Annotated in this window: 20 protein-coding genes and 1 pseudogene; 16 read left to right on the plus strand and 5 right to left on the minus strand. The window is 73.5% G+C overall.

Translation table 11 applies throughout. The features are described from left to right. Window positions 1-185 precede the first annotated feature (185 nt). The gene (locus ACIQU6_RS21785) at window positions 186-674 is read left to right on the plus strand and encodes a DUF3180 domain-containing protein (RefSeq protein WP_403483306.1); all 489 of its coding nucleotides are present in this window, start codon (window positions 186-188) and stop codon (window positions 672-674) included. 43 nt (window positions 675-717) lie between these two features. On the opposite strand, the gene ACIQU6_RS21790 is transcribed toward ACIQU6_RS21785, so the two are convergent. Beyond that, window positions 718-1,890, minus strand: coding sequence for an ABC transporter ATP-binding protein (locus ACIQU6_RS21790; protein ID WP_403483307.1), 1,173 nt, complete (start codon window positions 1,888-1,890; stop codon window positions 718-720). Window positions 1,891-2,112: 222 nt separating this feature from the next. Here ACIQU6_RS21790 and ACIQU6_RS21795 point away from each other — a divergent pair, with 222 nt between their 5' ends. From ACIQU6_RS21795 to ACIQU6_RS21810, 4 genes are all read left to right on the plus strand, one after another. Beyond that, a complete protein-coding gene (locus ACIQU6_RS21795; RefSeq protein WP_403483357.1) occupies window positions 2,113-2,841 on the plus strand; it encodes an ABC transporter permease in 729 nt (242 codons plus the stop codon). Between the two features lie 2 nt (window positions 2,842-2,843). Further along, the gene (locus ACIQU6_RS21800) at window positions 2,844-3,575 is read left to right on the plus strand and encodes an ABC transporter permease (protein ID WP_403483358.1); all 732 of its coding nucleotides are present in this window, start codon (window positions 2,844-2,846) and stop codon (window positions 3,573-3,575) included. A 24-nt stretch (window positions 3,576-3,599) separates the two neighbouring features. Continuing rightward, window positions 3,600-4,577, plus strand: coding sequence for an ABC transporter substrate-binding protein (locus ACIQU6_RS21805; protein WP_403483308.1), 978 nt, complete (start codon window positions 3,600-3,602; stop codon window positions 4,575-4,577). A 64-nt stretch (window positions 4,578-4,641) separates the two neighbouring features. Beyond that, on the plus strand, window positions 4,642-5,877 hold the full coding sequence (locus ACIQU6_RS21810; protein WP_403483309.1) for a hypothetical protein: 1,236 nt from the start codon (window positions 4,642-4,644) through the stop codon (window positions 5,875-5,877). Window positions 5,878-6,025: 148 nt separating this feature from the next. Here ACIQU6_RS21810 and ACIQU6_RS21815 read toward each other — a convergent pair whose 3' ends face one another. Next, entirely contained in the window at window positions 6,026-7,168 is a 1,143-nt protein-coding gene (locus tag ACIQU6_RS21815) for an NADH-quinone oxidoreductase subunit D (protein ID WP_403483310.1), read from the minus strand. 124 nt (window positions 7,169-7,292) lie between these two features. Next, window positions 7,293-8,585: an SAM-dependent methyltransferase gene (locus tag ACIQU6_RS21820; protein WP_403483311.1), complete on the minus strand. Its 1,293-nt coding sequence runs from the start codon at window positions 8,583-8,585 to the stop codon at window positions 7,293-7,295. 288 nt (window positions 8,586-8,873) lie between these two features. On the opposite strand from ACIQU6_RS21820, the gene ACIQU6_RS21825 reads away from it, so the two are divergent. The 3 genes from ACIQU6_RS21825 (at window position 8,874) to ACIQU6_RS21835 (ending at window position 11,880) form a co-directional block, all read left to right on the plus strand. Continuing rightward, window positions 8,874-10,079 carry a histidine kinase gene (locus tag ACIQU6_RS21825; protein ID WP_403483312.1) on the plus strand — a complete coding sequence of 402 codons (1,206 nt, stop codon included), beginning with the start codon at window positions 8,874-8,876 and terminating at the stop codon, window positions 10,077-10,079. A gap of 313 nt (window positions 10,080-10,392) precedes the next feature. Then, window positions 10,393-11,076 carry a response regulator gene (locus tag ACIQU6_RS21830; protein WP_403483313.1) on the plus strand — a complete coding sequence of 228 codons (684 nt, stop codon included), beginning with the start codon at window positions 10,393-10,395 and terminating at the stop codon, window positions 11,074-11,076. Window positions 11,077-11,169: 93 nt separating this feature from the next. Beyond that, window positions 11,170-11,880 carry a glycoside hydrolase family 75 protein gene (locus ACIQU6_RS21835; protein ID WP_403483314.1) on the plus strand — a complete coding sequence of 237 codons (711 nt, stop codon included), beginning with the start codon at window positions 11,170-11,172 and terminating at the stop codon, window positions 11,878-11,880. Window positions 11,881-11,932: 52 nt separating this feature from the next. Here ACIQU6_RS21835 and ACIQU6_RS21840 read toward each other — a convergent pair whose 3' ends face one another. Further along, window positions 11,933-13,036: a DUF5937 family protein gene (locus ACIQU6_RS21840; protein ID WP_403483315.1), complete on the minus strand. Its 1,104-nt coding sequence runs from the start codon at window positions 13,034-13,036 to the stop codon at window positions 11,933-11,935. A gap of 99 nt (window positions 13,037-13,135) precedes the next feature. Here ACIQU6_RS21840 and ACIQU6_RS21845 point away from each other — a divergent pair, with 99 nt between their 5' ends. Then, the gene (locus ACIQU6_RS21845; protein WP_403483316.1) at window positions 13,136-13,492 is read left to right on the plus strand and encodes a hypothetical protein; all 357 of its coding nucleotides are present in this window, start codon (window positions 13,136-13,138) and stop codon (window positions 13,490-13,492) included. Between the two features lie 982 nt (window positions 13,493-14,474). On the opposite strand, the gene ACIQU6_RS21850 is transcribed toward ACIQU6_RS21845, so the two are convergent. Further along, window positions 14,475-15,713 carry a threonine aldolase family protein gene (locus ACIQU6_RS21850; protein ID WP_403483317.1) on the minus strand — a complete coding sequence of 413 codons (1,239 nt, stop codon included), beginning with the start codon at window positions 15,711-15,713 and terminating at the stop codon, window positions 14,475-14,477. 304 nt (window positions 15,714-16,017) lie between these two features. On the opposite strand from ACIQU6_RS21850, the pseudogene ACIQU6_RS21855 reads away from it, so the two are divergent. The 7 genes and pseudogenes from ACIQU6_RS21855 to ACIQU6_RS21885 all read left to right on the plus strand — a co-directional run. Next, window positions 16,018-17,004: pseudogene (locus ACIQU6_RS21855) on the plus strand (Rossmann-like and DUF2520 domain-containing protein); the annotation flags it as partial. 257 nt (window positions 17,005-17,261) lie between these two features. Further along, the gene (panC, locus tag ACIQU6_RS21860) at window positions 17,262-18,428 is read left to right on the plus strand and encodes a pantoate--beta-alanine ligase (RefSeq protein ID WP_403483318.1); all 1,167 of its coding nucleotides are present in this window, start codon (window positions 17,262-17,264) and stop codon (window positions 18,426-18,428) included. Then, window positions 18,425-20,137: an L-aspartate oxidase gene (locus tag ACIQU6_RS21865; RefSeq protein WP_403483319.1), complete on the plus strand. Its 1,713-nt coding sequence runs from the start codon at window positions 18,425-18,427 to the stop codon at window positions 20,135-20,137. Before panC ends, ACIQU6_RS21865 begins: the two co-directional genes overlap by 4 nt. A gap of 46 nt (window positions 20,138-20,183) precedes the next feature. Continuing rightward, a complete protein-coding gene (gene nadC, locus ACIQU6_RS21870) occupies window positions 20,184-21,248 on the plus strand; it encodes a carboxylating nicotinate-nucleotide diphosphorylase (RefSeq protein ID WP_403483320.1) in 1,065 nt (354 codons plus the stop codon). Between the two features lie 5 nt (window positions 21,249-21,253). Then, complete coding sequence (locus tag ACIQU6_RS21875; protein ID WP_274914186.1) at window positions 21,254-22,051, plus strand: type III pantothenate kinase; 798 nt, start codon at window positions 21,254-21,256, stop codon at window positions 22,049-22,051. 156 nt (window positions 22,052-22,207) lie between these two features. Continuing rightward, window positions 22,208-22,921: a hypothetical protein gene (locus ACIQU6_RS21880; protein WP_403483359.1), complete on the plus strand. Its 714-nt coding sequence runs from the start codon at window positions 22,208-22,210 to the stop codon at window positions 22,919-22,921. Between the two features lie 60 nt (window positions 22,922-22,981). Next, window positions 22,982-23,161, plus strand: coding sequence for a hypothetical protein (locus ACIQU6_RS21885; protein ID WP_274914185.1), 180 nt, complete (start codon window positions 22,982-22,984; stop codon window positions 23,159-23,161). Window positions 23,162-23,172: the final 11 nt, after the last annotated feature.

Consider the following 23,172-nt stretch of genomic DNA (forward strand, 5'->3'; position numbering starts at 1 on the left):
CGACGATGCGCGGTGGACGCCGCGCGCGCTGATGTACTGGCGCGTGGACGTCGTCGGCCGCGCAGCCACGGGTGCGCGGGCGGACCGGACGGACACACGGCGGCCGCACCACACGGTGCGGTCAAAAGAGCAGATGCGGTCACCGCGGCAGGGGTGACCGGGACGGTGCGAGGGGCGATCGCTCGGTGAAGCAGCTACGGGTCAAGGTCCTGGTCGGGCTGTTCGTGGTGGCCGGGATCCTGGCCTGGGCGGGCGCCCGGTTGTGGGACTCGTTCGGCACCCTCCCCAGCGTGCCGGTGGCGGCGCCGATCGTGCTGGCGCTGATCGCCGCGGTGCTGGGCGCCACCGCCCTCTCCCTGCGGTCCCGGTTGAAGGCGCAGCGCGAGCGACTCGCCGACGCCAAGGGCGTCGATCCGCTGGTGGCCGCCCGTGCGGTGGTCTTCGGGCAGGCGAGCGCCCTGGTGGCGGCGCTGGTGGCCGGGCTCTACGGCGGCGTCGGGGTGTTCCTGCTGACGTCGGGGGTGGACGGGGCGCGCCGCGCGCAGGCGGTGTACGCCGGGTTCTCGGTGCTGACCGGTGCGGCCGTGGTCGCCGCGGCGATCTTCCTGGAGCGGGTCTGCAAGCTGCCCGAGGGCGACGACGGGGAAGACGGGCCCGGGGCGACGCGGGCGTGACGACGCCCGGCCGGAGCGGTCCGGCCGGGCCTTGTGGATTCCTTCAGGCGCTCGGGACGGTGTCCAGGGCGACCTCGTCGCGGGGCAGGTTGGCCGCGTCGGCGGTGGTCGCCCGGCGGAGCGCGCTGTGCAGCGCGGCGGGCGTGAGGACGCCCCGGTAGCGGTCGCCGTCGAGGACCGCGAGCCAGCCGGCGTCGTGCTGGAGCAGCGTGCTGAGCGCCTGTCGGAGCGGGTCGCCGAGCGACACGGTGGCGGGCATCGGGCGGGCCAGGTCGCGGACGGTGCGCGGGGCGTCGGCCGCGGGGCCGTCGGGGTCCCCGAGCGCGTCGGCCGCCAGCCAGCCGTACGGCGCGCCGTCGGCGTCCAGGACGACGGCCCAGGGGGCGTCGACGAGCGCCTCGCCGGCCCGGGCGGCCGGGTCGTCCAGTCGGACCACGGGCGGCTCTTCGAGGTCGGCGGACTCGACGGGGGTGACCGCGAGCCGCTTCAGGCCGCGGTCGGCGCCGACGAACTCCGCGGTGTACGGGGTGGCCGGGGCGCCCAGGACCGTTGCGGGGGTGTCGAGTTGCTCGATCCGCCCGTGGCCGTAGACGGCGATGCGGTCGCCGAGCCGGACCGCCTCCTCGATGTCGTGGGTGACGAAGAGCACCGTCTTGTGGAGCGTGGACTGGAGCCGCAGGAACTCGTTCTGGAGGTGCTCGCGGACGACCGGGTCGACCGCGCCGAAGGGCTCGTCCATCAGCAGCACCGGCGGGTCGGCGGCGAGCGCGCGGGCCACGCCGACGCGTTGGCGCTGGCCGCCGGAGAGCTGGTCGGGGTAGCGGTCGCCGTAGACGGACGGGTCCAGGCCGACCAGGTCGAGGAGTTCGGCGGCGCGGGCCCGGGCCTGCTTGCGCGGGCGACCGAGCAGGTGCGGGACGGTGGCGGTGTTGTCGAGGACGGTCTTGTGGGGGAAGAGGCCGACCTGCTGGATGACGTAGCCGATGTGGCGGCGGAGTTCGACCGGGTCGGCGTCGGCGATGTCCTCGCCGTCGAGGAGGATGCGGCCGCTGGTGGGCTCGATGAGCCGGTTCACCATCTTCATGGTCGTCGTCTTGCCGCAGCCCGACGGGCCGACGAGGGTGATGAGTTCCCCCTTGGCGACCTCGAAGGAGAGGTCGTCGACGGCCGTGGTGCCGTCGGCGTAGCGCTTGGTGACGTGCTCGAAGCGGATCATGGAATCCCCCTGTGTGGACGGCCCCCATTGTGTACGCGTCCTGCGCGGGTGCCGTGAACGCGGTGTTGCGAGTGGATGCCGGGTCGAACGTTTGTCAGTGGTGGGGGTTAGGGTCGCAGACAGTCACCACGGTATCGGCGAGCGGGGGAGGTGACGGCGGTGGAGGCACCGGTGCGCGCGGCGGAGCTGCTGACGAGCGCGCAGTCGACCGGCGTCCAGACCATGGCGCAGGGGGGCGGCCGCGGCTGCCTGGAGCGCAACGACTGGATCTGTGGGGAGTATCTCCACACCCGGAGCCAGGAGTTGGTCGACGCCACGCTCCAGCACATCGGGATCACGGTGGTGTCGGTGCTCCTGGGGGTGCTGATCGCCTTTCCGCTGGCGCTGTTGGCCCGGCGCCGGCGGAGCGTGGCCGGCCCCGTCCTGGGGCTGACGACGGTGCTCTACACGGTGCCCTCGCTGGCGATGTTCGCCCTGCTGACGCCGGTCTTCGGGGTCTCGCCCTCGGTGGTCGTCACGGGCCTGGTGCTGTATTCGCTGACGATCCTGGTGCGGAACATCCTCGCCGGTCTGGACGCGGTGCCCACCGAGGTGCGGGAGGCCGCCCGCGGGATGGGGTACGGGCCGGCCCGGCTGCTGTTCGAGGTGGAACTCCCGCTCGCGGTACCGGCGTTGGTGGCCGGTGTGCGGATCGCCACGGTTTCGACGGTGGCGATGACGACGATCGGCTCGGTGGTCGGGTACGGCGGGCTGGGCAATCTGATAGCCAGCGGCATGGAGGGCTTCTTCAAGGCGGAGGTGCTGACCGCGTCGGTGCTGTGTGTGCTGCTGGCGCTGGTGGCGGATCTGCTTCTGCTGGGGCTGCAGCGGCTGTTGACGCCGTGGACGCGGGCGCGGTCCGGGGGCCGCCGGGTGCGGCGCGGGGCGGCCGTGGCGAAGGCGGTGGGGTGAGCGTGGACGCGATCACGGGGGCCTGGCAGTGGCTGGCCACAGCGGCCAACTGGGCCGGGGAGAAGGGGGTGTGGCACCGCCTCGGTGAGCACCTCTGGCTGAGCGGGCTCTGTCTGCTGCTGTCCTGTCTGATAGCGCTGCCAGTGGCGCTGTGGCTGGGCCACCTCGGCAAGGGCGGGGCGTTGGCGATCAATGTCTCCAACGTGGGGCGCGCGGTACCGACGTTCGCGGTCCTGGTGCTGTTGACGCTCAGTCCGTTGGGGAAGCACGGCGACTGGCCGACGATCATCGCGCTGGTGCTGTTCGCGGTGCCGCCGCTGTTGACCAACGTCTATCTGGGTATCCGGGAGGCGGACCGCGATGTGGTCGAGGCCGCCCGGGGAATGGGGATGTCCGGGCCGCAGTTGCTGCGGCGGGTGGAGATACCCCTCGCCTACCCGCTGATCATGACGGGCCTGCGCTCGGCCGCGGTCCAGGTGGTGTCCACCACGACGCTGGCCGCGCTGGCCGGCGGCGGGGGCCTGGGGCGGATCATCACCGCAGGCTTCGGCAACTACGACACCGCACAGGTGGTCGCCGGGGCGGTGTTGGTGGCGTTGTTGGCCTTGGCGGTCGAGGGGGTACTGGTGCTGCTGGACCGGGCCTTCGACCCGATGCGGGGGCGGCGGCGCGGGCCGGGCAAGAAGGGCCCGGCCCCGGTCCGGCCCCGCCCCGAGACGTCTCAACCGACCTGATCCGAACGGACGGAGTGGATTTCCATGAGCAGCACAGCAGGCAGAGCACGCACGACGCGCGCGATACGCACCGCGTTCGCCGCCGGGACGGTGGTGGCGCTGGCGGCCGGGTTGGCCGCGTGCGGGGGGCGGAGCCTGGAGGAGAAGGGCGGCAAGGGCGGCGGGAAGGGCGAGGTCGTCATCGGCTCGGCGGGCTTCACCGAGTCGAAGGTGCTGGCCGAGATGTACGCGCGGGTGCTCGCCGATGCCGGTTACCACCCGCGGGTGCAGACGCTGACCAATCGCGAGCTGTATGAACCGGCCCTGGAGAAGGGCCAGATCGATGTCGTTCCGGAATACGCCTCCACGCTCGCGGAATTCCTCAACGCGAAGAAGAACGGCACCAAGGCGAAGCCGGTGGCGTCCAGCGACATCGACAAGACGGTGACGGCGCTGAAGGAGCTGGCCGAGCCGCGCGGGCTGAAGGTGCTGCCGGCGGGCGCGGCCACGGACCAGAACGCCTTCGCGGTCACCAAGGAATTCGCCGCCCAGCACACGCTGCAGACCCTCTCGGACCTGGGGCGTTCGCAGCAGAAGATCAAAATTGCGGCGGGCGAGGAGTGCGAGACGCGGGTGTTCTGCAAGCCCGGTCTGGAGCAGACCTACGGCATCTCCGTCGCCAGCATCGACCCCAAGGGCGTGGGCACCCCGCAGGCCAAGCAGGCGGTCAAGGACGGCACCGACCAACTGGTGCTCACCACGACCACGGACGCCACGCTCGACAACTTCGGCCTGGTGCTTCTCGGCGACGACAAGAAGCTCCAGAACGCCGACAATGTGCTGCCGGTGCTGAATGCCAAGAAGGCCGGTGACAAGGAGATCGAGACCGCCCTCAACAAGATCACGAAGGTGCTCACCACCGAGGACTTGATCAACTTGAACCGCAAGGTCGATGCCGAGCGGTTGAAGCCCGCCGATGTGGCACAGGCGTATTTGGAGTCCAAGGGGCTGGTCAAGAAGTAACCAGCCTGAAACGGATGCGTATGCGGGGCCCCATAGATCTCGCACGCACGGTAAGTTTCTGGCCATGCCACGAGGACGCCACCGCCATTCCCCACCCCTCCACCGGCTGCTTCCTCCTTCGACGGTCGCCGGTGCGTCAATTGCCTGTGCCGCGGGCGCCTGGTTCGTCGGCGACGACCTCGTGCAACGGGTGCTCGCCGCCGGTGCCGCGGCCGCCGCGGTCACCGGCGCCGTCCTGCTGCGCGTCTGGGACCGCAAGGCCGGCAAGCGGGTCGCCGAGCTGACCCGGGCCCGGGCGCGCGACGAGTGGCGCGCCGAGGAGCGGATCGCGGAGCTGGAGACGGACGTCGAGGAGGCGCGGGAGATCCGCGCCGCCCTGGACACCAAGCTCCGCGCCAAGCGCGCCGAACTCGCCCGGCTGCGCAGCGAGCACGCCGCTCTGCTGCGCCGCTACGCCACCGCCGAGACCGAGCGGGCCAGCGCCCTGGAGGGCCGCCGACTGCTCGCCATCGAGGCCGGAGCGCCGTCGGGCGGCGGCGAACTCGTCCCGGTCCAGCGCGAGTCGACGACCGACGGCGACCGCCCTGCGGCTGCGGGCAAGGGCGAGGGCGGCGCGGCGCCGGCCGGTTCGGCCGCCACGTTCGCGCAGGCGGACCGGGCGCTGTGCGAGCTGGCCCGCAATGCCGCCCGGCAGCGCGCGGCCGCCGAGAACGGCAGCACGGACCGCAGCGCCGGCAAGAACGGCGGCGGCGCCCAGGAGCATGCGGGCGCCGCCCCTCAGGAGAAGCCTGAGGCCGACGACCAGGGGAAGTCCGGGGCGGCCGCCGCACAGGGGATGGGCGGGCCCGCGCTCCGCCCGGTGCCGGCCGCCGCCGCGATCGCCCCGCCCCGCCCCGCCGTGCCCCGAACCCTGGGCGGATTCGACTTCTTCGGCAACGCCGCCGTCCCCCGCCGCGAACTGGCCGCCCCGTTGGAGGAGGACCTCGCGGACGTCGTCGGCGACGAGGCGGTCGCCGAACAGTCGGCGCGCGCGGAGGCCCGCGTGGGGGCCCTCGCGGAGGTCCCCGCGGAGGGGCGTGCGGCGCTTCCGCGGATGGCTGACGCGGCGGGCGCGGGCAAGCACGCCGGCGAGGCGGAGCGTACGGTCGCCGCTGCGGGGAACGACGCGGCGGACGGCGGTGACGGTGCCGCGGCCGCCGAAGGGGAGACCACGCACGGCGCCGGCGCGGTCATCGACCTGACCGCGCACGACGAGACCGAGCAACTCGACCTCGCCGAACTCCGCACCGCCCTTTCCTGAGGAGGCGGACTGGCGGGGGAGCCGGCGGGAGCGTCACGAAGCGGCGGGGTCCGGTATCCACAACCTGTGGATACCGGACCCCGCCGTTGCGCTGAGTGCGGACGGCCCCGCCCGCCGGCTCGCGTCCCTAACCGGTCGGCGTCCCCGGCTACTTGTCGATGTCCCCGACCACGAAGAACATCGACCCCAGGATGGCGACCATGTCGGCCACCAGCGTCCCCGGCAGCAGCTCCGTCAGCGCCTGGATGTTGTTGTAGGACGCGGAGCGCAGCTTGAGGCGGTAGGGCGTCTTCTCGCCCTTGGAGACCAGGTAGTAGCCGTTGATGCCGAGCGGGTTCTCGGTCCAGGCGTACGTCGTGCCCTCGGGGGCCTTGAGGACCTTGGGCAGCCGCTGGTTGATCGGGCCGGGCGGCAGCGCGGCGATGCGGTCCAGGCAGGCGTCGGCGAGGGCGAGCGCGTTGTGGGTCTGCTCCAGGAGGCATTCGAAGCGGGCCAGGCAGTCGCCCTCCTGCCTGGTGACGACCTTGAGCGTGTCCTGCAGGTCGCCGTACGCGAGGTACGGCTCGTCGCGCCGCAGGTCGAAGTCGACGCCGGACGCGCGGGCGATCGGCCCGGAGACGCCGTAGGCGTGCACCGCCTCGGGCGACAGCACGCCGACCCCACGGGTGCGGCCGCGGAAGATCTCGTTCCCCAGCACCAGGTCGTCGAAGACGCCCATACGGGAGCGGACGTCGGCGACCGCCTGGCGGGCCCGGTCGAGCCAGCCGGCCGGCAGGTCCTCCTTGAGGCCGCCGACGCGGTTGAACATGTAGTGCATCCGGCCGCCGGAGATCTCCTCCATGACGGTCTGGAGCTCCTCGCGCTCCCGGAAGGCGTAGAAGACGGGGGTGATGCCGCCCAGCTCCAGCGGGTACGAGCCGAGGAACATCAGGTGGTTCAGGACGCGGTTCAGCTCGGCGAGCAGGGTGCGGGTCCACACCGCGCGCTCGGGGACCTCCATGCCGAGCATCCGCTCGACGCCGAGCACCACGCCCAACTCGTTGGAGAACGCCGACAGCCAGTCGTGGCGGTTGGCGAGCATGATGATCTGGCGGTAGTCGCGGGCCTCGAAGAGCTTCTCGGCGCCGCGGTGCATGTAGCCGATCACCGGCTCGGCGTGCCGGATGCGCTCGCCGTCCAGGACGAGGCGCAGCCGCAGCACGCCGTGCGTGGAGGGGTGCTGCGGGCCGATGTTCAGCACCATGTCGGTGCTCTCCGCCGCGCCGCCGATGCCGACCGTCGTCTCCGTCATGGGGACAGTGTCGCAGGGCGGGACGGGGCGGAACGGGCCGGTCCGTGGTGTGGACCGGGGCGGCCCAAGGGGCGGGCGGCGGCGTCGGGGCGGGCGGCGATGCCGTCCCGACGGGGGTGTTCGCTCAGGCCGGGGCGGGGGGTGAGTCCGCGCCGTCGGTGGTGGTGAGCAGGCCGGCGCAGGCGGCGCCGACCGGTTGCAGCAGCCAGCCGAAGCCGCCCAGGCCGGCCGGATCGGTCAGTTCCGCGGCGTCCCCGGCCGCGCCGAGCGCCCGTACGTAGCCGGCCGGGTCGGTGGCGGCCAGGGTCAGCGGGGGGCGGCGGCCGGTCACGCCGAGCGCGTGCAGCGCGGTGCGCTGGGTCAATTGCTCGGCGTCGGGGCCGGCGCAGGCGTCCAGCGCGACGTGCGCGGTGAGGTCGCACCTGCCGTCCGGGACGGGGGGCACCTCGCGGCCCTCGCGGAAGCCGGTGAGGGTGCCGAACGGCGGCCGGTCGGCGCGCCGGTGGGCGTAGTCGACGGCGACCGCGAGCCCGGCGCCGAGGGTGCGGACGGCGCGCGCCCAGGCGGCGTCCCGGGGGCGGCCGATCTCGGCGCGCAGCCCGGGGACGGGCTCGGGGGCGCCCGGCGCGGATCGGGGCCACCAACGGGCGAGCCACTCCGCGTCCGGCCCGTCGACCGGGGCGCCCAGCCGTTCCGTGCCGTCGGCCCGCACCAGGATCCGGCGCGGCACCCCGTCGGCGTCCGTCTCGACGACGTCCAACGGGACGTTGTCCAGCCACTCGTTGGCGAAGAGCAGCCCGGTGAGCGAGCCCGGTGCGGGCAGTTCGGCGCACCAGGTGATGCGGGGGTCCAGCCCCTGGGGGCGCGGGGCGCGCTCGACGGCGTACGGGCGGAGCCGGGCGGCCACCTCCTCGGGCAGCGCGGCCAGCACGCCGCACAGCAACTCACCGCGGCCCGCGCCGACATCGATCAGGGCCAGCTCGTCCGGGTGCCCGAGCGCGGCGTCGACGCGGCGGAGCAGGGTGGCGACGGCGCCGGCGTACTGCGGGGAGACGTGGACGGAGGTGCGGAAGTGACCGGCGGGGCCGGGGCCTTCGGGCCGGGTGTAGAAGCCGCCGGGACCGTAGAGCGCCTGCTCGGCGGCGGCTTGCCAGGTGCGCCAGGTGGGGGTGGGAGTGAGGGGGGTGGCGGGACGGTGGTCTTCGGCGGGGTGGTGGCCGGTGCGGCGGTCGGGGGCGGCGCCCCGTTCGGCGTCCGGCCCGGCGCTCGGCTCGGCAGGCCGCCCGTCGCCCGGCTCGTCGCTTCGCCGGTCGCCCTGCGCGTCGCCGTGCGCGGCATTCCGCTTCGCATTCCGCTCGGCATTCCGCTCGGTGCCCCGCTGCCCGTGCGCCGCGTCCGCGCGTCCGTCTCTCGTCACGCGGACCACCGTACGGGGGCGCGGTACGGGGCCGGCTTCGCGGTGTCGGGCGTCGACCCGTGGTGGGACGGTAGACCCTCGGTGTGAGGTCGAGCCGGCGAGAAACCGCTGGTCGTGGCCGATTCCCAGGGGGTGGCGCGGGCCGGCGCCCATTGTGCGCTCAGGGATCGACCTCTGCGGCGACACAATTGGCGCATCCGGCCTCCACCTAGGGGAGTAGACCTCAGGGAAGAGGATCGCTCCTCCGGTTGACTCCGGAGGCGGTCGGCGCTGCCTACGCTGGGTTACGTGCAGCGCCTCTATGACTTCTTCCGCAGGCACCCGACGGGAGTGGACAGCTTCTGGGCTTTCCTCCTCTTCGGGTTCAGCGGGTTGTGGGTCATGTCCCGGCCCGGCCTCAAGAGCATGATCGTCGCGCTGGCCTTCAGTGCCGGCCTGTGCCTGGTCATCGCCCTGCGCCGGAAGTACCCGGTCAAGATGCTGCTGCTGACCACCGCCCTCGGCATCGGTCAGTTGATCTTGAACGTCTCGCCCAACGTCGCCGACTTCGCGATGTTGGTGATCATCTACACCGTCGCCTCCGAGACCAACGCACGCCGTTGGGCCTCACGCTTCGCACTGGGCGCCGCCCTGATCGGCCCCGCCCTGTCCCAACTCCGCTTCCGGGAGAGCCCCGCCCACATACCGGTGTGGGCGGTGCTGTTCTTCATGGTGCTGCTCACCGTCCCGTTCGTGCTGGCCTGGGTGCTCGGCGACTCGGTGCGCACCCGCCGGGCCTACTGGGCGCAACTGGAGGAGAAGGCCACCCGCCTGGAGAAGGAGCGCGAGGCCCAGGCGCGGATCGCGGTCGCGGCCGAGCGCGCCCGGATCGCCCGGGAACTGCACGACGTCGTCGCGCACAACGTCTCGGTGATGGTCGTCCAGGCCGACGGCGCCGCCTACGTCCTCGATGCCACGCCCGATCAGGCCCGGCAGGCGCTGGAGACGATCTCCGGCACGGGCCGGCAGGCGCTCGCCGAGATGCGGCGCCTGCTGGGCGTGCTGCGCACCGGCGAGCAGGCCGAGGGCGGGGAGTACGTGCCCCAGCCCGGCGTCGAGCAGCTCGCCGACCTCATAGACCAGGTCCGGGGTGCCGGGCTGCCGGTCGACTTCCGGGTGGTCGGCGAGCCGCGCCCGCTGCCGAGCAGCATCGAGCTGACCGCCTACCGCATCGTGCAGGAGGCGCTGACCAACACCCGCAAGCACGGCGGCCCCGACGTCAGCGCCACCGTCCGCCTCACCTACGGGGACGACGACCTCGATCTGCTCATCGAGGACGACGGCCGGGGCGCGCAGCGCGAGCACTACGAGGCAGGCGGTGCGGACGGGCTCGGCCACGGACTGATCGGCATGCGCGAGCGGGTCGGCATGGTCGGCGGCATCCTCGACGCCGGCCCGCGGCCGGGCGGCGGCTTCAAGGTGAACGCGGTGCTCCCGCTCAAGGCCGAGCGGTGAGCGGCGGGGGCTCGCCGACGTGGTCCGGGAGCGGGCGCCCGGCTCGGTTGCTCGGGGACCGGGCCGGGCCGCCCGGGGGCCGGGTCTGGTCCCCAGGCCGGCGGTCCCAACTGGTCACGAGCCGGCGGGGCCGGGCCCGTGGCCGCCCGTCGTCCGGGGCACGCCTCGGGTGCCTTTCCCCATCGGGCGGCGGTGCGGCTAGATTCCGTGCGGCGGGGTCCGCCGCGGCGCCCCAGCGCCCGTTCCCGCTGCCTCCCTGCCCGCCTCGCCCGTCCCACCCGCCTCTCCCGATCCGCGAAGGGATCTCCCTGCCGTGACCATCAACGTGATGCTCGTCGACGACCAGGCGCTGCTGCGCACCGGCTTCCGGATGGTGCTCGCCGCGCAGCCCGACATGGAGGTCGTCGCCGAGGCGGGCGACGGGGCGCAGGCCCTCGAAGTGCTGCGCTCCACCCAGGTCGACGTGATCTTGATGGACGTCCGGATGCCCACCCTCGACGGGGTCGAGGCCACCCGCCGGATCTGCGGCGGCGGGCAGCCGGAGGGGGCCCCGAAGGTCCTCATCCTGACCACCTTCGACCTGGACGAGTACGCCTTCTCCGCGCTGAAGGCCGGCGCCAGCGGCTTCATGCTCAAGGACGTGCCGCCGAACGAGCTCCTCGCCGCGATCCGCGCGGTGCACAGCGGCGACGCGGTCGTCGCGCCGTCCACCACGCGCCGCCTCCTGGACCGTTTCACGCCCATGCTGCCCGCCACTTCCGGGGAGCCCGCGCGGCCCGAGTTGGGGCGGCTGACCGATCGCGAGCGGGAGGTGCTGCTGCTCGTCGCGCAGGGCCTGTCGAACGGCGAGATCGCGGCGCGGCTGGTGCTGTCCGAGGCCACGGTGAAGACGCATGTGGGCCGGATCCTGACGAAGTTGAGCCTGCGGGACCGGGTCCAGGCGGTGGTGCTCGCGTACGAGACGGGTCTGGTGCGGGCCGGCGGCGCGGGGGCGTAGCCGGGCGGTGGCCGGTACGCGTCTTGACGGGGACACGTAAGCAAGAGCAGATTGACGCGCCGTAAGGAAACTTTCCTAACAGAAGGGTTCCCCGTGCGCAGAAGAACGCTTGCCCTCGCCACCGCCTCCGGCGCCGCCCTCCTCGCCGCCGCGGCCCTTCCCGCCACCGCCCAGCCGGCCCCCCACCGGGCCGTCGCGCCGCACGCCGCCCTTCAGGAGGGCTCGGTCTCCGCGTCCCAACTGCTCGCCAAGCTCAAGGAGTGCAAGCAGGTATCCCACGGCAAATACAGCACCGACGAGGGGACCCCGGCCACCGTCCCGGTCTGCGGCAAGAACGGCGCCGTCTTCTGGAAGGCCGACATGGACATCGACTGCGACGGGCAGATCACCTCGCAGTGCAACGCCGACACCGACCCCTGGTTCCAGGACGACACCAGGTTCCACCAGTCCGACGACAAGCCGCTGAGCGCCGCGAAGTTGCCGTACGTCGTGGTGCCGAGCACCAGCGCCATCTGGAACTACGAGTCCGCCGGGATCAAGGGCGGCGGAGTGGTGGCCGTCATCTACGACAACCAGGTCGAGTACGCCGTCGTCGGGGACACCGGGCCCGACAAGATCATCGGTGAGGCGTCCTACGCGGCCGCCAAGGCGCTGGGCATCGACCCCAACCCGGAGACCGGCGGCGCGGATTCCGGCGTCACCTATGTGCTGTTCAAGAACTCCCAGGCGTCGCCGATCGAGAGCCACGCCGACGCGGTGAGCCGGGGCGACGCCCTGGCGAAGAAGTTCCTCCAGGCGAACTGACCGCCGGCGGGCGGGAAGAGGGGGTGGGGGAGGCCGGCGGCGTCCCCTCCGCTCAGCGCAGCACGCCCTCAAGGAAGTCGCTTCCCAGCCGGGCCACCACCTGGAGGTCCAACTGGTGCAGCACATAACGCCCACGGCGCCGGGTCTGGAGTAGCCCCGCCTTCTTCAACACCGCGATGTGCCGTGACACTTCCGGTGCCGTGATGCCGAACGTGGTCGCCAGCTCGCCCGTGGTGTGCGGCCCGCGCGACAGGGTGCGGCACAACTGCATGCGCATGGGGTGGCCGAGCGCCTCCAGCCGCTGCTGGACGAGCTCCAGTGTGGTCGGGGCCGGCAACTCCGGGCTGGCGACCGGGTACTGAAGCACCGGGCGCCAGCCGGGCGCATGGCTGAACAGCAGGTGCGGCCAGCCGAACGAGGTCGGGAGGAAGGTGACGCCGGGGTCCGCGGGGTCGGAGAACGCCGTGGTGCGGCCGCTGGCCAGCTTGTCGACCAGGATCCGGGCGCTGCCGTCCTGGGCCTCCTCCAGGGTCAGCGCCCGCGAGGTCGCGGTCAGCGTCTCGGCCAGGCCCTTGCGGCGCAACAGCTCGGTCTTGTGCCGGGCGTCGGCGGCCAGTTGGATGCTCACCCGCCGCCAGATGTCGCCGAAGAACGCGTCCTCGCAGTTCTCGAACAGGCGGCGCAGCCACACCCGCAGGCCGTCGGGGTCGGTCAGCATCCGGTCCGTGAACGCCGCCTGCCGTGGGCCGCGGGCCGCCGCCATCTCCCGTACGCGGGCCCGCTCGTCCGCGTCGACCAGGGGCGACGGCGTGCGACGGGTGTACCGCGGCGAGCAACTGATCTCGAAGGCGGCGGCCACGAACCGCTCGTCGTCGATCTTGTCCAGTTCGTCCAGTTCCTCGGCGAGCGTCGCGCCGGGGCGGGCGGGCAGCAGGATGTCCGAGCGGGCGGACCGCCAGAGGAAGTCCGCCTCGCACAGCCGGTCGGCCAGGTCGGTCTTCAGACCGGCGTTGGTCGCGGTGACCCAGCCGTGCAACCCGGGGTGGTGCCCCGGCTCGGACAGTGCGTGCAGCGCCGCGCTCAGCTCCGCCAACGGAGAGGGCGCGAAGACCACGCGCTCCGGCGGCAGCCCGGTGATGTCGATGACATTGGCCATGGTGCCATCATGCGTGACCCCGTGACCTGCGGTGTCGCCGATTGACGGCTCTCGTCAATCGACGGGCCAGGGTCGGCCCGGCCGTCTCACAGTGAGGCCATGGACGCCATGCAGCAGCACCTCCTCGACAGTTACCGCGCCGCTCAGCGGGGCGAGGTTGCCCCGCCCGCACCGGACGCGGCCGCCGTCCGCACCGCCCGGGAAATCCGGCTGTGGCGCCGCTTCCAGGCCGTGGTCACCGAACCCGCGGAACGCTGGTGGGGGCGCAACGGCCGCCTCATGCGCCGCGTCACCGCACTGCTGGCCCGCCCCTCCCGCTCCTTGAACGCCCGCGGCTCCGCCCCGACTTGGCCCGGCCCTGTACCGACCTCGCCTGACTCCGTACCGAACTCACCAGACCTCGTGCCGAATTCACCTGGCTTCGTCCCGAAGTCACGTGGCTCCGTCCCGAACTGACGTGGCCCCGTGCCGAATTCACGTGACCTCGCATTGCGGTCCTCGGCCATGAGAGCGCGCACCACGCAGGAGGCGGACGCGGAGCAGGCGGCTGCGAGGGCGGGCACCGCGCGGGAGCCGGCCGTGCGGCAGCCGGGCACGCTGCGGCGAGCCGCGGGGGAGCCTGCGACGCGGGAGCCTGCGGCGCGGGTGCGAGCCGTGCGGGGGCGGATCTCGTAGGCGGAGATCGCTCTGGCGTTGGCTCCCTCGGTGTCGTTTCCCAGGCGCTGATTCCTTCTGGCGTGGGTTCCCTTGGCGCCGTCTTCCTCATTCCGTTCTCCTCGGCTTCCTCGGCTTCCTCGGCTTCCTCAGTTCCGTTCTCCTTGGCGTTGTTTTCCTCGGCCTCCTTCTCCTCGGCGTTGCTTTCCTCTGGGCTGATCACGTGGGTACGGATGAGCTGGGCGCGGGCCACAGCGGCACCGCGTGCGCGTGCGGGCCACGCTGGCACGGACCACATGGCCACGGACTTCACGCGCGGGCCACGCTGGCACGGATCGCGGAGGTGCGGGCCACACCGGCACGGATCGAGCAGGCACGGACCGTGCAGCCGCGACCGGCCAGGTGGATCGGGCGGGTGCCGACCGGATAGGCACGAACCGGATAGGCGTGCACCGTACGAACGGCTCGTGCCGGCACCGGAATTGGCCCAAGGGGCGGCGAGGCTGGGCGTGGGTCAGACGAGCGCGGGTTCAGACGAGAGCGGGTCAGGCGGGAGCAGGCCACAGCGTCGTGGCGCTGTGCCATGGACCGGCTTCCCCGCAGCCGCCGTTCCTCCGTCGTCCAGCCACCGTGCTGCGGCCCGCAGCCCCAGCCGGCCGAAGCTCCTCGGCGCCACAACCCCCTTGCCTCACCCCCTTCCTGAGCCGCAGCGCCCACGCGCCGCCGCGCCCTCGTCGCGCGCGGCCGTCACTGCCACCCGGCCGTCCTCGTCACCCCGCCGCCGTCACCCCTCGATGCGCCGGACGAACTTGCCCACCGCCGTGCGTATCTCCTCCGCCGTCCACTCCAGGGCGGGGGAGGCAACCGTCACCTCCGTCATCGCCATACCCGGCGGGGCGGTCGGGCCCGGCTCGAACCACTTGCGGAACAGGGTGGTCCGGGTCTCCTCCGCCTGCCGGGTGGCGGCCTCGTCCAGGGCCTCCGGCGGATGGGGCAGCCACACCTGGAACTCATGGGTGTGCGGCTCCTCCGGGTGCACCCGGAACCACGGCACACCGGCCTCCGCCAGCCCCTCCCGCAGTGCCCGGGCGACCAGCTTGGCGTGGGCCACGTACGAGGGCAGCCTGGGCAGTTCGTGATCCAGCCCGGCCAGGGCGGCGAGCACGGTCGGCCACTGCTGGAACACCTGGCCGCCGTAGCGGTGCCGCCAGGCGCGGGCCTCCTCGACGAACTCCTCGGCGCCCGCCAGGGCGGCGCCCGCTGTGCCGCCCAGCGACTTGTAGAAGGAGACGTAGACGCTGTCCGCGAGGGCGGCGATCTCCGGGAGCGATCTGCCGAGGTGCGGGCCGCACTCCCACAGGCGGGCGCCGTCGAAGTGCACCACCGCATCCCGGTCCCGCGCGGCGGACACCGTCGACGTCAGCTCCTCCCAGCCGGGGAGGACGTATCCGGCGTCGCGCAGCGGGAGTTCGAGGGCGAGGGTGCCGAACGGCTCCTGGAGGTCGTAGACCTCGGCGGCCGTCGGGAGGCGCGGGGCGCTTGTCGGATGCACCATGCGCAGCCCGCTGACCGCGGCGTACGCGTCGCGCTCGTGCACCTCCATGTGGGACAGCGGGTGGCCGGCGACCGTCGCGTTTCCCGTGCGGCCCGCCCAACAGCGCAGCGCCACCTGCTGCGCCATGGTGCCGGTCGGGAAAAACGCGGCGGCCTCGGTGCCCAGGGCATCGGCGGTGCGGCGCTCCAGTTCGCCCACGATGCCGTCGTCGTTGCCGTAGAAGTCGAGCCAGTCGTCGAGGTCGTAGACGGCAGGGGCGTCGGCCACCAGGCGGGCCAGGCGCTCGCCGAGCGTCTCCGGTGGGCGGACGCCGGACAGCGTCCGCACCGAGCCGCGATATGCGGCGAACCGCCGCTCCCGGCCGTCCGGCACGTCCCCCGAGCGGCCGCCGCCCGCGGCGACCTCCGGCCCGCTTCCCTCGGTCGTGTGCTTCCCGTCCTCAGTCCCGTACTTCCCGCTCTCGCTCATGGCCCCCGCCTCCGCTTCGCCCCGCGCCCTCCGCGCGGGGTCTCGGACCGATCATTGCGCAGCCACCCGCGCCGCCGCGAGGGCTGTGGATAACTCTGCGAACCGGCGCGAACCGGCGCGGAGCGGAGCGCGAACCGGCGCGGTGCAGGGGGTTCCGGTTCTGTGTCGAGGCCCGCGCGGTCACGCCCTCCGAGACCCTCGTCTCACCCTCCGTACGACTCTCAGGGCGGCGGGAGGCACTCGCGTAGCATGGCGACGAATCGTCCGGTACCCCTCGCGGACTGGAACGGAAGGCCATCGCCGCGTGAACCCAAACCCGTCCCTAGAGGCCCAGGACCGGCCCGCTCGGCTCACCGTCGGAGTCGTCGGAGCAGGCCGAGTCGGGCCCGCGCTCGCCGCGTCGCTACAGCTCGCCGGGCACCGTCCGGTCGCCGTCTCGGGGGTCTCCGACGCCTCCGTGCGGCGCGCCGCCGAGCTGCTGCCCGACGTCCCGTTGGTCGCCCCGGCCGAGGTGCTCGCCCGTGCGGACCTCGTGTTGTTGACCGTCCCCGATGACGCCCTGGCCGACCTGGTGAGAGGTCTCGCCGAGACCGGTGCCGTGCGGCCGGGCCAGTTGCTGGTGCACACCTCCGGGCGTTACGGGACGGCGGTGTTGGACCCGGCGACCCGGGCCGGGGCGCTGCCCTTGGCGCTGCACCCGGCCATGACGTTCACCGGGACGTCCGTGGACGTGCAGCGGCTGGCCGGCTGCCCGTTCGGGGTGACCGCCCCCGAGGAGCTGCGGATGGCCGCCGAGGCGCTGGTCATCGAGATGGGCGGGGAGCCCGAGTGGATCGCGGAATCCGCCCGTCCGCTGTACCACGCGGCGCTCGCCATCGGCGCGAACTACCTGGTCACGCTGGTGACGCAGGCCATGGAGCTGCTGACGAAGGCCGGCGTGCGGGCCCCGGACCGGATGCTCGGCCCGCTGCTCGGCGCGGCCCTGGACAACGCGCTGCGGTCCGGTGACGCGGCCCTGACGGGCCCGGTCGCCCGTGGGGACGCCGGGACCGTGGCGGCCCATGTGGCGGAGTTGCGCCGGCACGCCCCGCAGGCCGTCGCCGGCTATCTGGCCATGGCCCGTATGACGGCCGACCGGGCACTGTCGCACGGACTGCTCAAGCCGGAGCTGGCCGCGGAGCTGTTGGACGCGCTCGCGGGCCCGACCCCGGACGCGTCCACGGGGGCGGGAGCGCCCTCGGAGGGTGAGCGAACGTCGTCGGCCGGTCCCAATGGCGACCGCGATGAGGGCACCGAAGACGACCGCGACGACGACCGGGCCGAGGAACATCACGGCAACCAGGACGACGAGCAGTCCGCGCCCCCCGACCGGCCAGCAGACGCCAGCAACGGGCCCACCGCCGTCGACGACCACCGGCCCACCAACCCCGGCGACCGCCCCGAAGGCGACCACCGCCGCCCCAACGGGCCCACCAGTGACCCCGGTTCGGCCCGCCCCGCTCCTCCCGATTCCGAGACCCCCGACCCCGGTTCCCACAGAGGCGACTCATGACCTCCTCGCCCGTCAGCCCGACGTCGGGCCCCCAACTCGTGCGCACCGCCGCGGAACTGCGCGTGCTGCCCCGCCACGACGGTGCGCGGGCCGTCGTCATGACCATGGGTGCGCTGCACGACGGGCACGCCGCCCTGGTCCGGGCGGCCCGGGAGCGGGTCGGCCCGCAGGGCCAGGTCGTGGTCACGGTGTTCGTCAACCCGCTCCAGTTCGGGGCGGGCGAGGACCTCGACCGCTACCCGCGGACCCTGGACGAGGACGTGGTGCTGGCCTCCCGGGCGGGCGCCGACGCCGTCTTCGCGCCGTCCGCCGACGAGGTCTATCCGGGCGGCGAACCGCAGGTCCGTATTTCCGCCGGCCCCATGGGGACCGTCCTGGAGGGCGCCAGCCGTCCCGGGCACTTCGACGGGGTGCTCACCGTCGTCGCCAAGCTGCTCCATCTGACCGCGCCGGACCTGGCGTTCTTCGGCGAGAAGGACGCCCAACAGCTCGCCGTGATCAGACGGATGGCCGCCGACCTGAACTTCCCCGTCGAGATCGTCGGCGTCCCCACGGTCCGGGAGGCCGACGGGCTGGCCCGATCCAGCCGCAACCGCTATCTGTCCGGGCCGGAGCGGCGCACCGCGCTCGCGCTGTCCGCGGCGCTCTTCGCGGCCCGCGACCGGCTCACCGCGGAAGAGGCGCTGCGCGCCCGTGCCGCCTCCGCCGGGCACCCCGTCCAGGACCGCTCCGCGGCGCTGGCGGCCCTCGGCGAGGACCGGGCGGCCGCCGACGCGCACGCCGTCGCCTACGCCGCCGCCGGGCCGCCGCATGGCCCGTCCGTGGCCCGCACCGCGGCCCGTGCGGTCCTGGAGGACGCCGCCCAACTGGACCCGCCGCTCGGCCTGGACTACCTGGCGCTGATCGACCCCCGGGACTTCACCGAGGTGCCGGACGGGTTCGAGGGCGAGGCGATCCTCGCGGTGGCCGCCAGGGTGGGCACCACCCGGCTCATCGACAACATCCGGCTCGTGTTCCCCGCAAGTGGGGCCCCGCATCCGACCACCGTCCAGGGGCGGCACACCGGCTCCCACGGGAAGCCCGCATCCGGGACGGCGCGGGAGCCCTCCCGGAACTCCAGGAAGTCCACCCCACCCCCAGGCCCCCTCGGAGCGACCCGATGACCGCTACCGGAACCGCCGCCGGCCCCACCGGCATACGCCTCACCGCCCCCGCTCCCGGATGGTCCATCACGGCGGACGTCGTCGTCGTGGGCTCCGGGGTCGCCGGACTGACCGCCGCGCTGCGCTGCGCCGCCGCCGGCCGCCGGACCGTCGTCGTCACCAAGGCCCGGCTGGACGACGGCTCGACCCGTTGGGCACAGGGCGGGATCGCCGCGGCCCTGGGGGACGGCGACAGCCCCGAGCAGCATCTGGCCGACACCCTCGTCGCGGGCGCCGGCCTGTGCGACGAGGAGGCCGTGCGGGCCCTGGTGACCGAGGGCCCGGACGCCGTCCACCGGCTGATCGCGGCGGGCGCCTGTTTCGACACCGCCCCCGGGAGCGAGGAGATCGCGCTCACCAGGGAGGGCGGCCACCACCGCCGTCGGATCGCGCACGCTGGCGGCGACGCGACCGGCGCGGAGATCTCCCGCGCGCTGGTGTCCGCGGTGCGCGCCGCGGGACTGCGCACCATCGAGAACGCGCTGGTCCTGGACCTCCTCGCGGACGCCGAGGGCCGCACGGCCGGCGTCACCCTGCACGTCATGGGGGAGGGCCAGCACGACGGCGTCGGCGCCGTGCACGCCCCGGCGGTGGTGCTCGCCACCGGGGGCATGGGCCAGGTGTTCTCCGCGACCACCAACCCGGCGGTCTCCACCGGGGACGGGGTGGCGCTGGCGCTGCGCGCCGGCGCCGAGGTGTCGGACCTGGAGTTCGTGCAGTTCCACCCGACCGTGCTCTACCTGGGGCCGGAGGCGGAGGGCCAACAGCCGCTGATCTCCGAGGCCGTACGGGGCGAGGGCGCCCACCTGGTCGACGGGGACGGCACCCGCTTCATGGTCGGGCAGCACGAGCTCGCCGAGCTGGCCCCGCGCGACATCGTGGCCAAGGCGATCATGCGCCGCTCCCAGGAGCAGGGCGTCGAGCACATGTACCTGGACGCGCGCCACTTCGGCGCGGACATGTGGGAGCACCGCTTCCCGACCATCCTGGCCGCCTGCCGCGGACACGGCATCGACCCGGTCACCGCGCCGATCCCGGTCGCCCCCGCGGCCCACTACGCGTCCGGCGGCGTCCGCACCGACCTGCACGGCCGGACCACCGTCCCCGGCCTGTACGCGTGCGGCGAGGTGGCCTGCACGGGCGTGCACGGCGCGAACCGGCTGGCCTCCAACTCCCTTTTGGAGGGGCTGGTGTTCGCGGAGCGGATCGCCGCGGACATCGCCGCCAACGGGACGGCCGCCCCGGCGCCCGCCCCCGTGGAGACCCGCGCCCCGCTGCCCCTCCTGGCGCCCGAGGCCCGCCCCGCCGTCCAACGGATCATGACCGCCGGCGCCGGTGTGCTGCGCAGCGCCACCAGCCTCGCCACGGCGGCCGACGATCTGGACCACCTCAGCCGGGAGGCCGCCGAGGCGACCGCTGCCCCGGTGCCCGCCGCCAAGGCCCCCGAGCCGGGCGTGGAGGCGTGGGAGGCCACCAACCTGCTGTGCGTCGCCCGCGTCCTGGTCGCCGCCGCGCGGCTCAGGGAGGAGACCCGCGGCTGCCATTGGCGCGAGGACCACCCGGACCGCGACGATGCCTCCTGGCGCCGGCACTTCCGCATCGTCCTCGGTAGCGACCGCACCCTCAGCCTCCGGACGACCGAGACCGCCGGTTTCCCGCCGACCGTTTGACCCGCCCCTTCAAGCCCGAACCCCTCCCCGATACGGAGCGCACCCCGTGAGCAGCACCCCCGACGACCTCCCCCTCCTCCAGATCGGCCGGCCCGATGCCGCCCCCACCGGGGGCTGCGGCGACGCCTGCGGGTGCGCCGCCGGCGACGACGCCTACGAGCTGGACCCGCTGACCTGTGGGCTCGACCCCGACCTGGCCGCGCTCCTGGTGGCCGGCGGCCTGGACCCCGTTCAGGTGGAGGACATCGCGCACCTGGCCATCGAGGAGGACCTCGACCAGGGCGTGGACGTCACCACCGTGGCGACCGTCCCCGAAGACGCCGTCGCCACCGGGGACTTCACGGCCCGGCAGGACGGCACCGTCGCCGGCCTGCGGGTCGCCGAGGCGGTGCTGTCCATCGTCTGCACCGAGGAGTTCGCGGTCGAGCGGCACGTCGAGGACGGCGAGCGGGTGGTGGCCGGCCAGAAGCTGCTGTCCGTCACCACCCGGACCCGCGACCTGCTCACCGCCGAGCGCAGCGCGCTCAACCTCCTGGGCCGGCTGTCCGGCATCGCCACCCTGACCCGCTCCTGGGCGGACGCCCTCGAAGGCACCAAGGCCAAGGTCCGCGACACCCGTAAGACGACGCCGGGCCTGCGCGCCCTGGAGAAGTTCGCGGTGCGCTGCGGCGGGGGCGTCAACCACCGGATGTCGCTGTCGGACGCGGCGCTCATCAAGGACAACCACGTGGTGGCGGCCGGCGGCGTCGCGGAGGCGTTCACGGCCGTGCGGAACGAGTTCCCCGGGGTGCCCATCGAGGTGGAGGTCGACCGGCTCGACCAGATCCCGCCGATCCTGGCCGAGGGCGCCGACCTGATCCTGCTGGACAACTTCACCCCGGAACAGACCCGCCAGGCCGTGGAGTTGGTCGCCGGCCGCGCGGTCCTGGAGTCCTCCGGCCGCCTCACCCTGGACAACGCCCGCTCCTATGCGGAGACCGGCGTCGACTACCTGGCCGTGGGGGCGCTCACCCACTCCGCCAAGGTCCTCGACATCGGCCTGGACCTGCGCGAGGGCGACGACCTGACCGGCGCCCCGGACGCCGGCCGGCACGACGACGAAAGCCGCTGATCGCCATGTTGCTGACCATCGACGTGGGCAACACCCATACCGTTCTCGGCCTGTTCGACGGCGACGAGATCGTCGAGCACTGGCGGATCTCCACCGACGCCCGCCGCACCGCCGACGAACTGGCCGTGCTCCTCCAGGGGTTGATGGGCATGCACCCGTTGCTCGGGGAGGACCTGGGCGACAACATCGAGGGCATCTCCATCTGCTCCACGGTCCCCTCGGTGCTCCATGAGCTGCGCGAGGTGACCCGCCGCTACTACGGGGACGTGCCGGCCGTCCTGGTGGAGCCGGGCGTCAAGACGGGCGTGCCGATCCTCATGGACAACCCCAAGGAGGTCGGCGCGGACCGGATCATCAACGCGCTGGCCGCCGTGGAGCTGTACGGCGGCCCGGCCGTCGTCGTCGACTTCGGCACCGCGACCACCTTCGACGCGGTGAGCGCCCGCGGGGAGTACGTGGGCGGGGTGATCGCCCCGGGCATCGAGATCTCCGTGGACGCGCTGGGCGTCAAGGGCGCCCAACTCCGCAAGATCGAACTGGCCCGCCCGCGCAGCGTGATCGGGAAGAACACCGTCGAGGCGATGCAGTCCGGCATCCTCTACGGCTTCGCCGGCCAGGTGGACGGCGTGGTCCAGCGGATGGCCCGGGAGCTGGCCGAAGACCCCGACGACGTGACGGTGATCGCCACCGGCGGCCTGGCCCCGATGGTGCTCGGCGAGTCCTCGGTGATCGACGAGCACGAGCCCTGGCTGACCCTCATCGGGCTGCGGCTGGTCTACGAGCGCAACGTCGGACGGCTGTAACCGGGCGACGCGGAGAAGGGGCGGCGCCGGTTCCGTACTGGCGCGCCCGTGTGACGCGTGCCCCGCGGCCGCGCCACCGCACGTGAATTAAGCGGCTTTTGTCCGATTCAGTCGTAAAGTCGCCCCATGCCACTGCCATACGGATCCCGCGGCGGCATGGCCTTCGGCGCCGATGAGCTGCGTGTGCTCCGTCGCGCCCTCGCCCATGCCCTCCAGCCGAGCTCCCCCGCCGTGCCCCTGGACCTCCTCGGCGCGGACCGCTCGCAGGACGTCCAGGAATACCTCCGGTTGGCCGAGGCGGTGGACGAGGCGGTCCGTGAAGGCGCCCGCCTGCGCGCCTTCCTGCTCGCCGACCTCGCCCGCTACCGCGACGCCCTGCCCGGTGCCGCCGCCGGCTACCTCACGCGGCTCCGGGAGGCGCTCGGGGCCGGCCACGTCCCCGGCCCCGACGACCTCGCCGCGCTGCGCTCGCTGCTCGCCCAGCCCGCCGCCGAGACCGAACGCAAGCGCCGCAGCGCCCTGCTGCGGCACTGCGAGCGACTGGCCGAACAATCCGTACGGACGCGCCTGCGCGCGCTGCCAGGCGGACGCTCAGGCGCCTCCCCGGACGCCCTGTCAGGCGGTCGGACCGGCGGGCGTCCGCGCCCCGCCGGGACCGCACCGGCGGGCGGGTCGGACGCCGGATCGGACGCCGAGGCGGACCCCAAGCGGGACCCTCAACGGGAGCCGGGTCGGGAGCCCCGCAGGGAGCCGCCCAAGCCGGCGCCGCGCCCCAAGGCGCCGCGTCCCGACCGGCCCATCCCGACGCCGGGTGAGGTGTTCCCGCCCCGTCGGAAGCCCGCACCGCCCCCGGAGACCCGCACCGCCTGAGTGCTGCGTACCCTGGCTGGGTACTGTCGCGGGCTTACGCCTTATAAGGAGGCCCATGCCATGGATTACGTCGCCGCGCTGCTCCCGCCCGTAGTGATGGCAGTCGCCTTCACCTGCCTGATCGTCACGATCGTCAAGAGTCAGGGCGGTCAGAACAAGTCGAAGGAGGACGCGGCCGTCGACGCGGCGTACGCCCGCGCCGAGGCCGCCGGGCAGGAGCCCAAGGCGTTCGGCGCCTGAACCGTCGCCTT

This window comes from Streptomyces sp. NPDC090442 (genome assembly GCF_044769405.1).
Classification (GTDB): Bacteria; Actinomycetota; Actinomycetes; order Streptomycetales; family Streptomycetaceae; genus Streptomyces.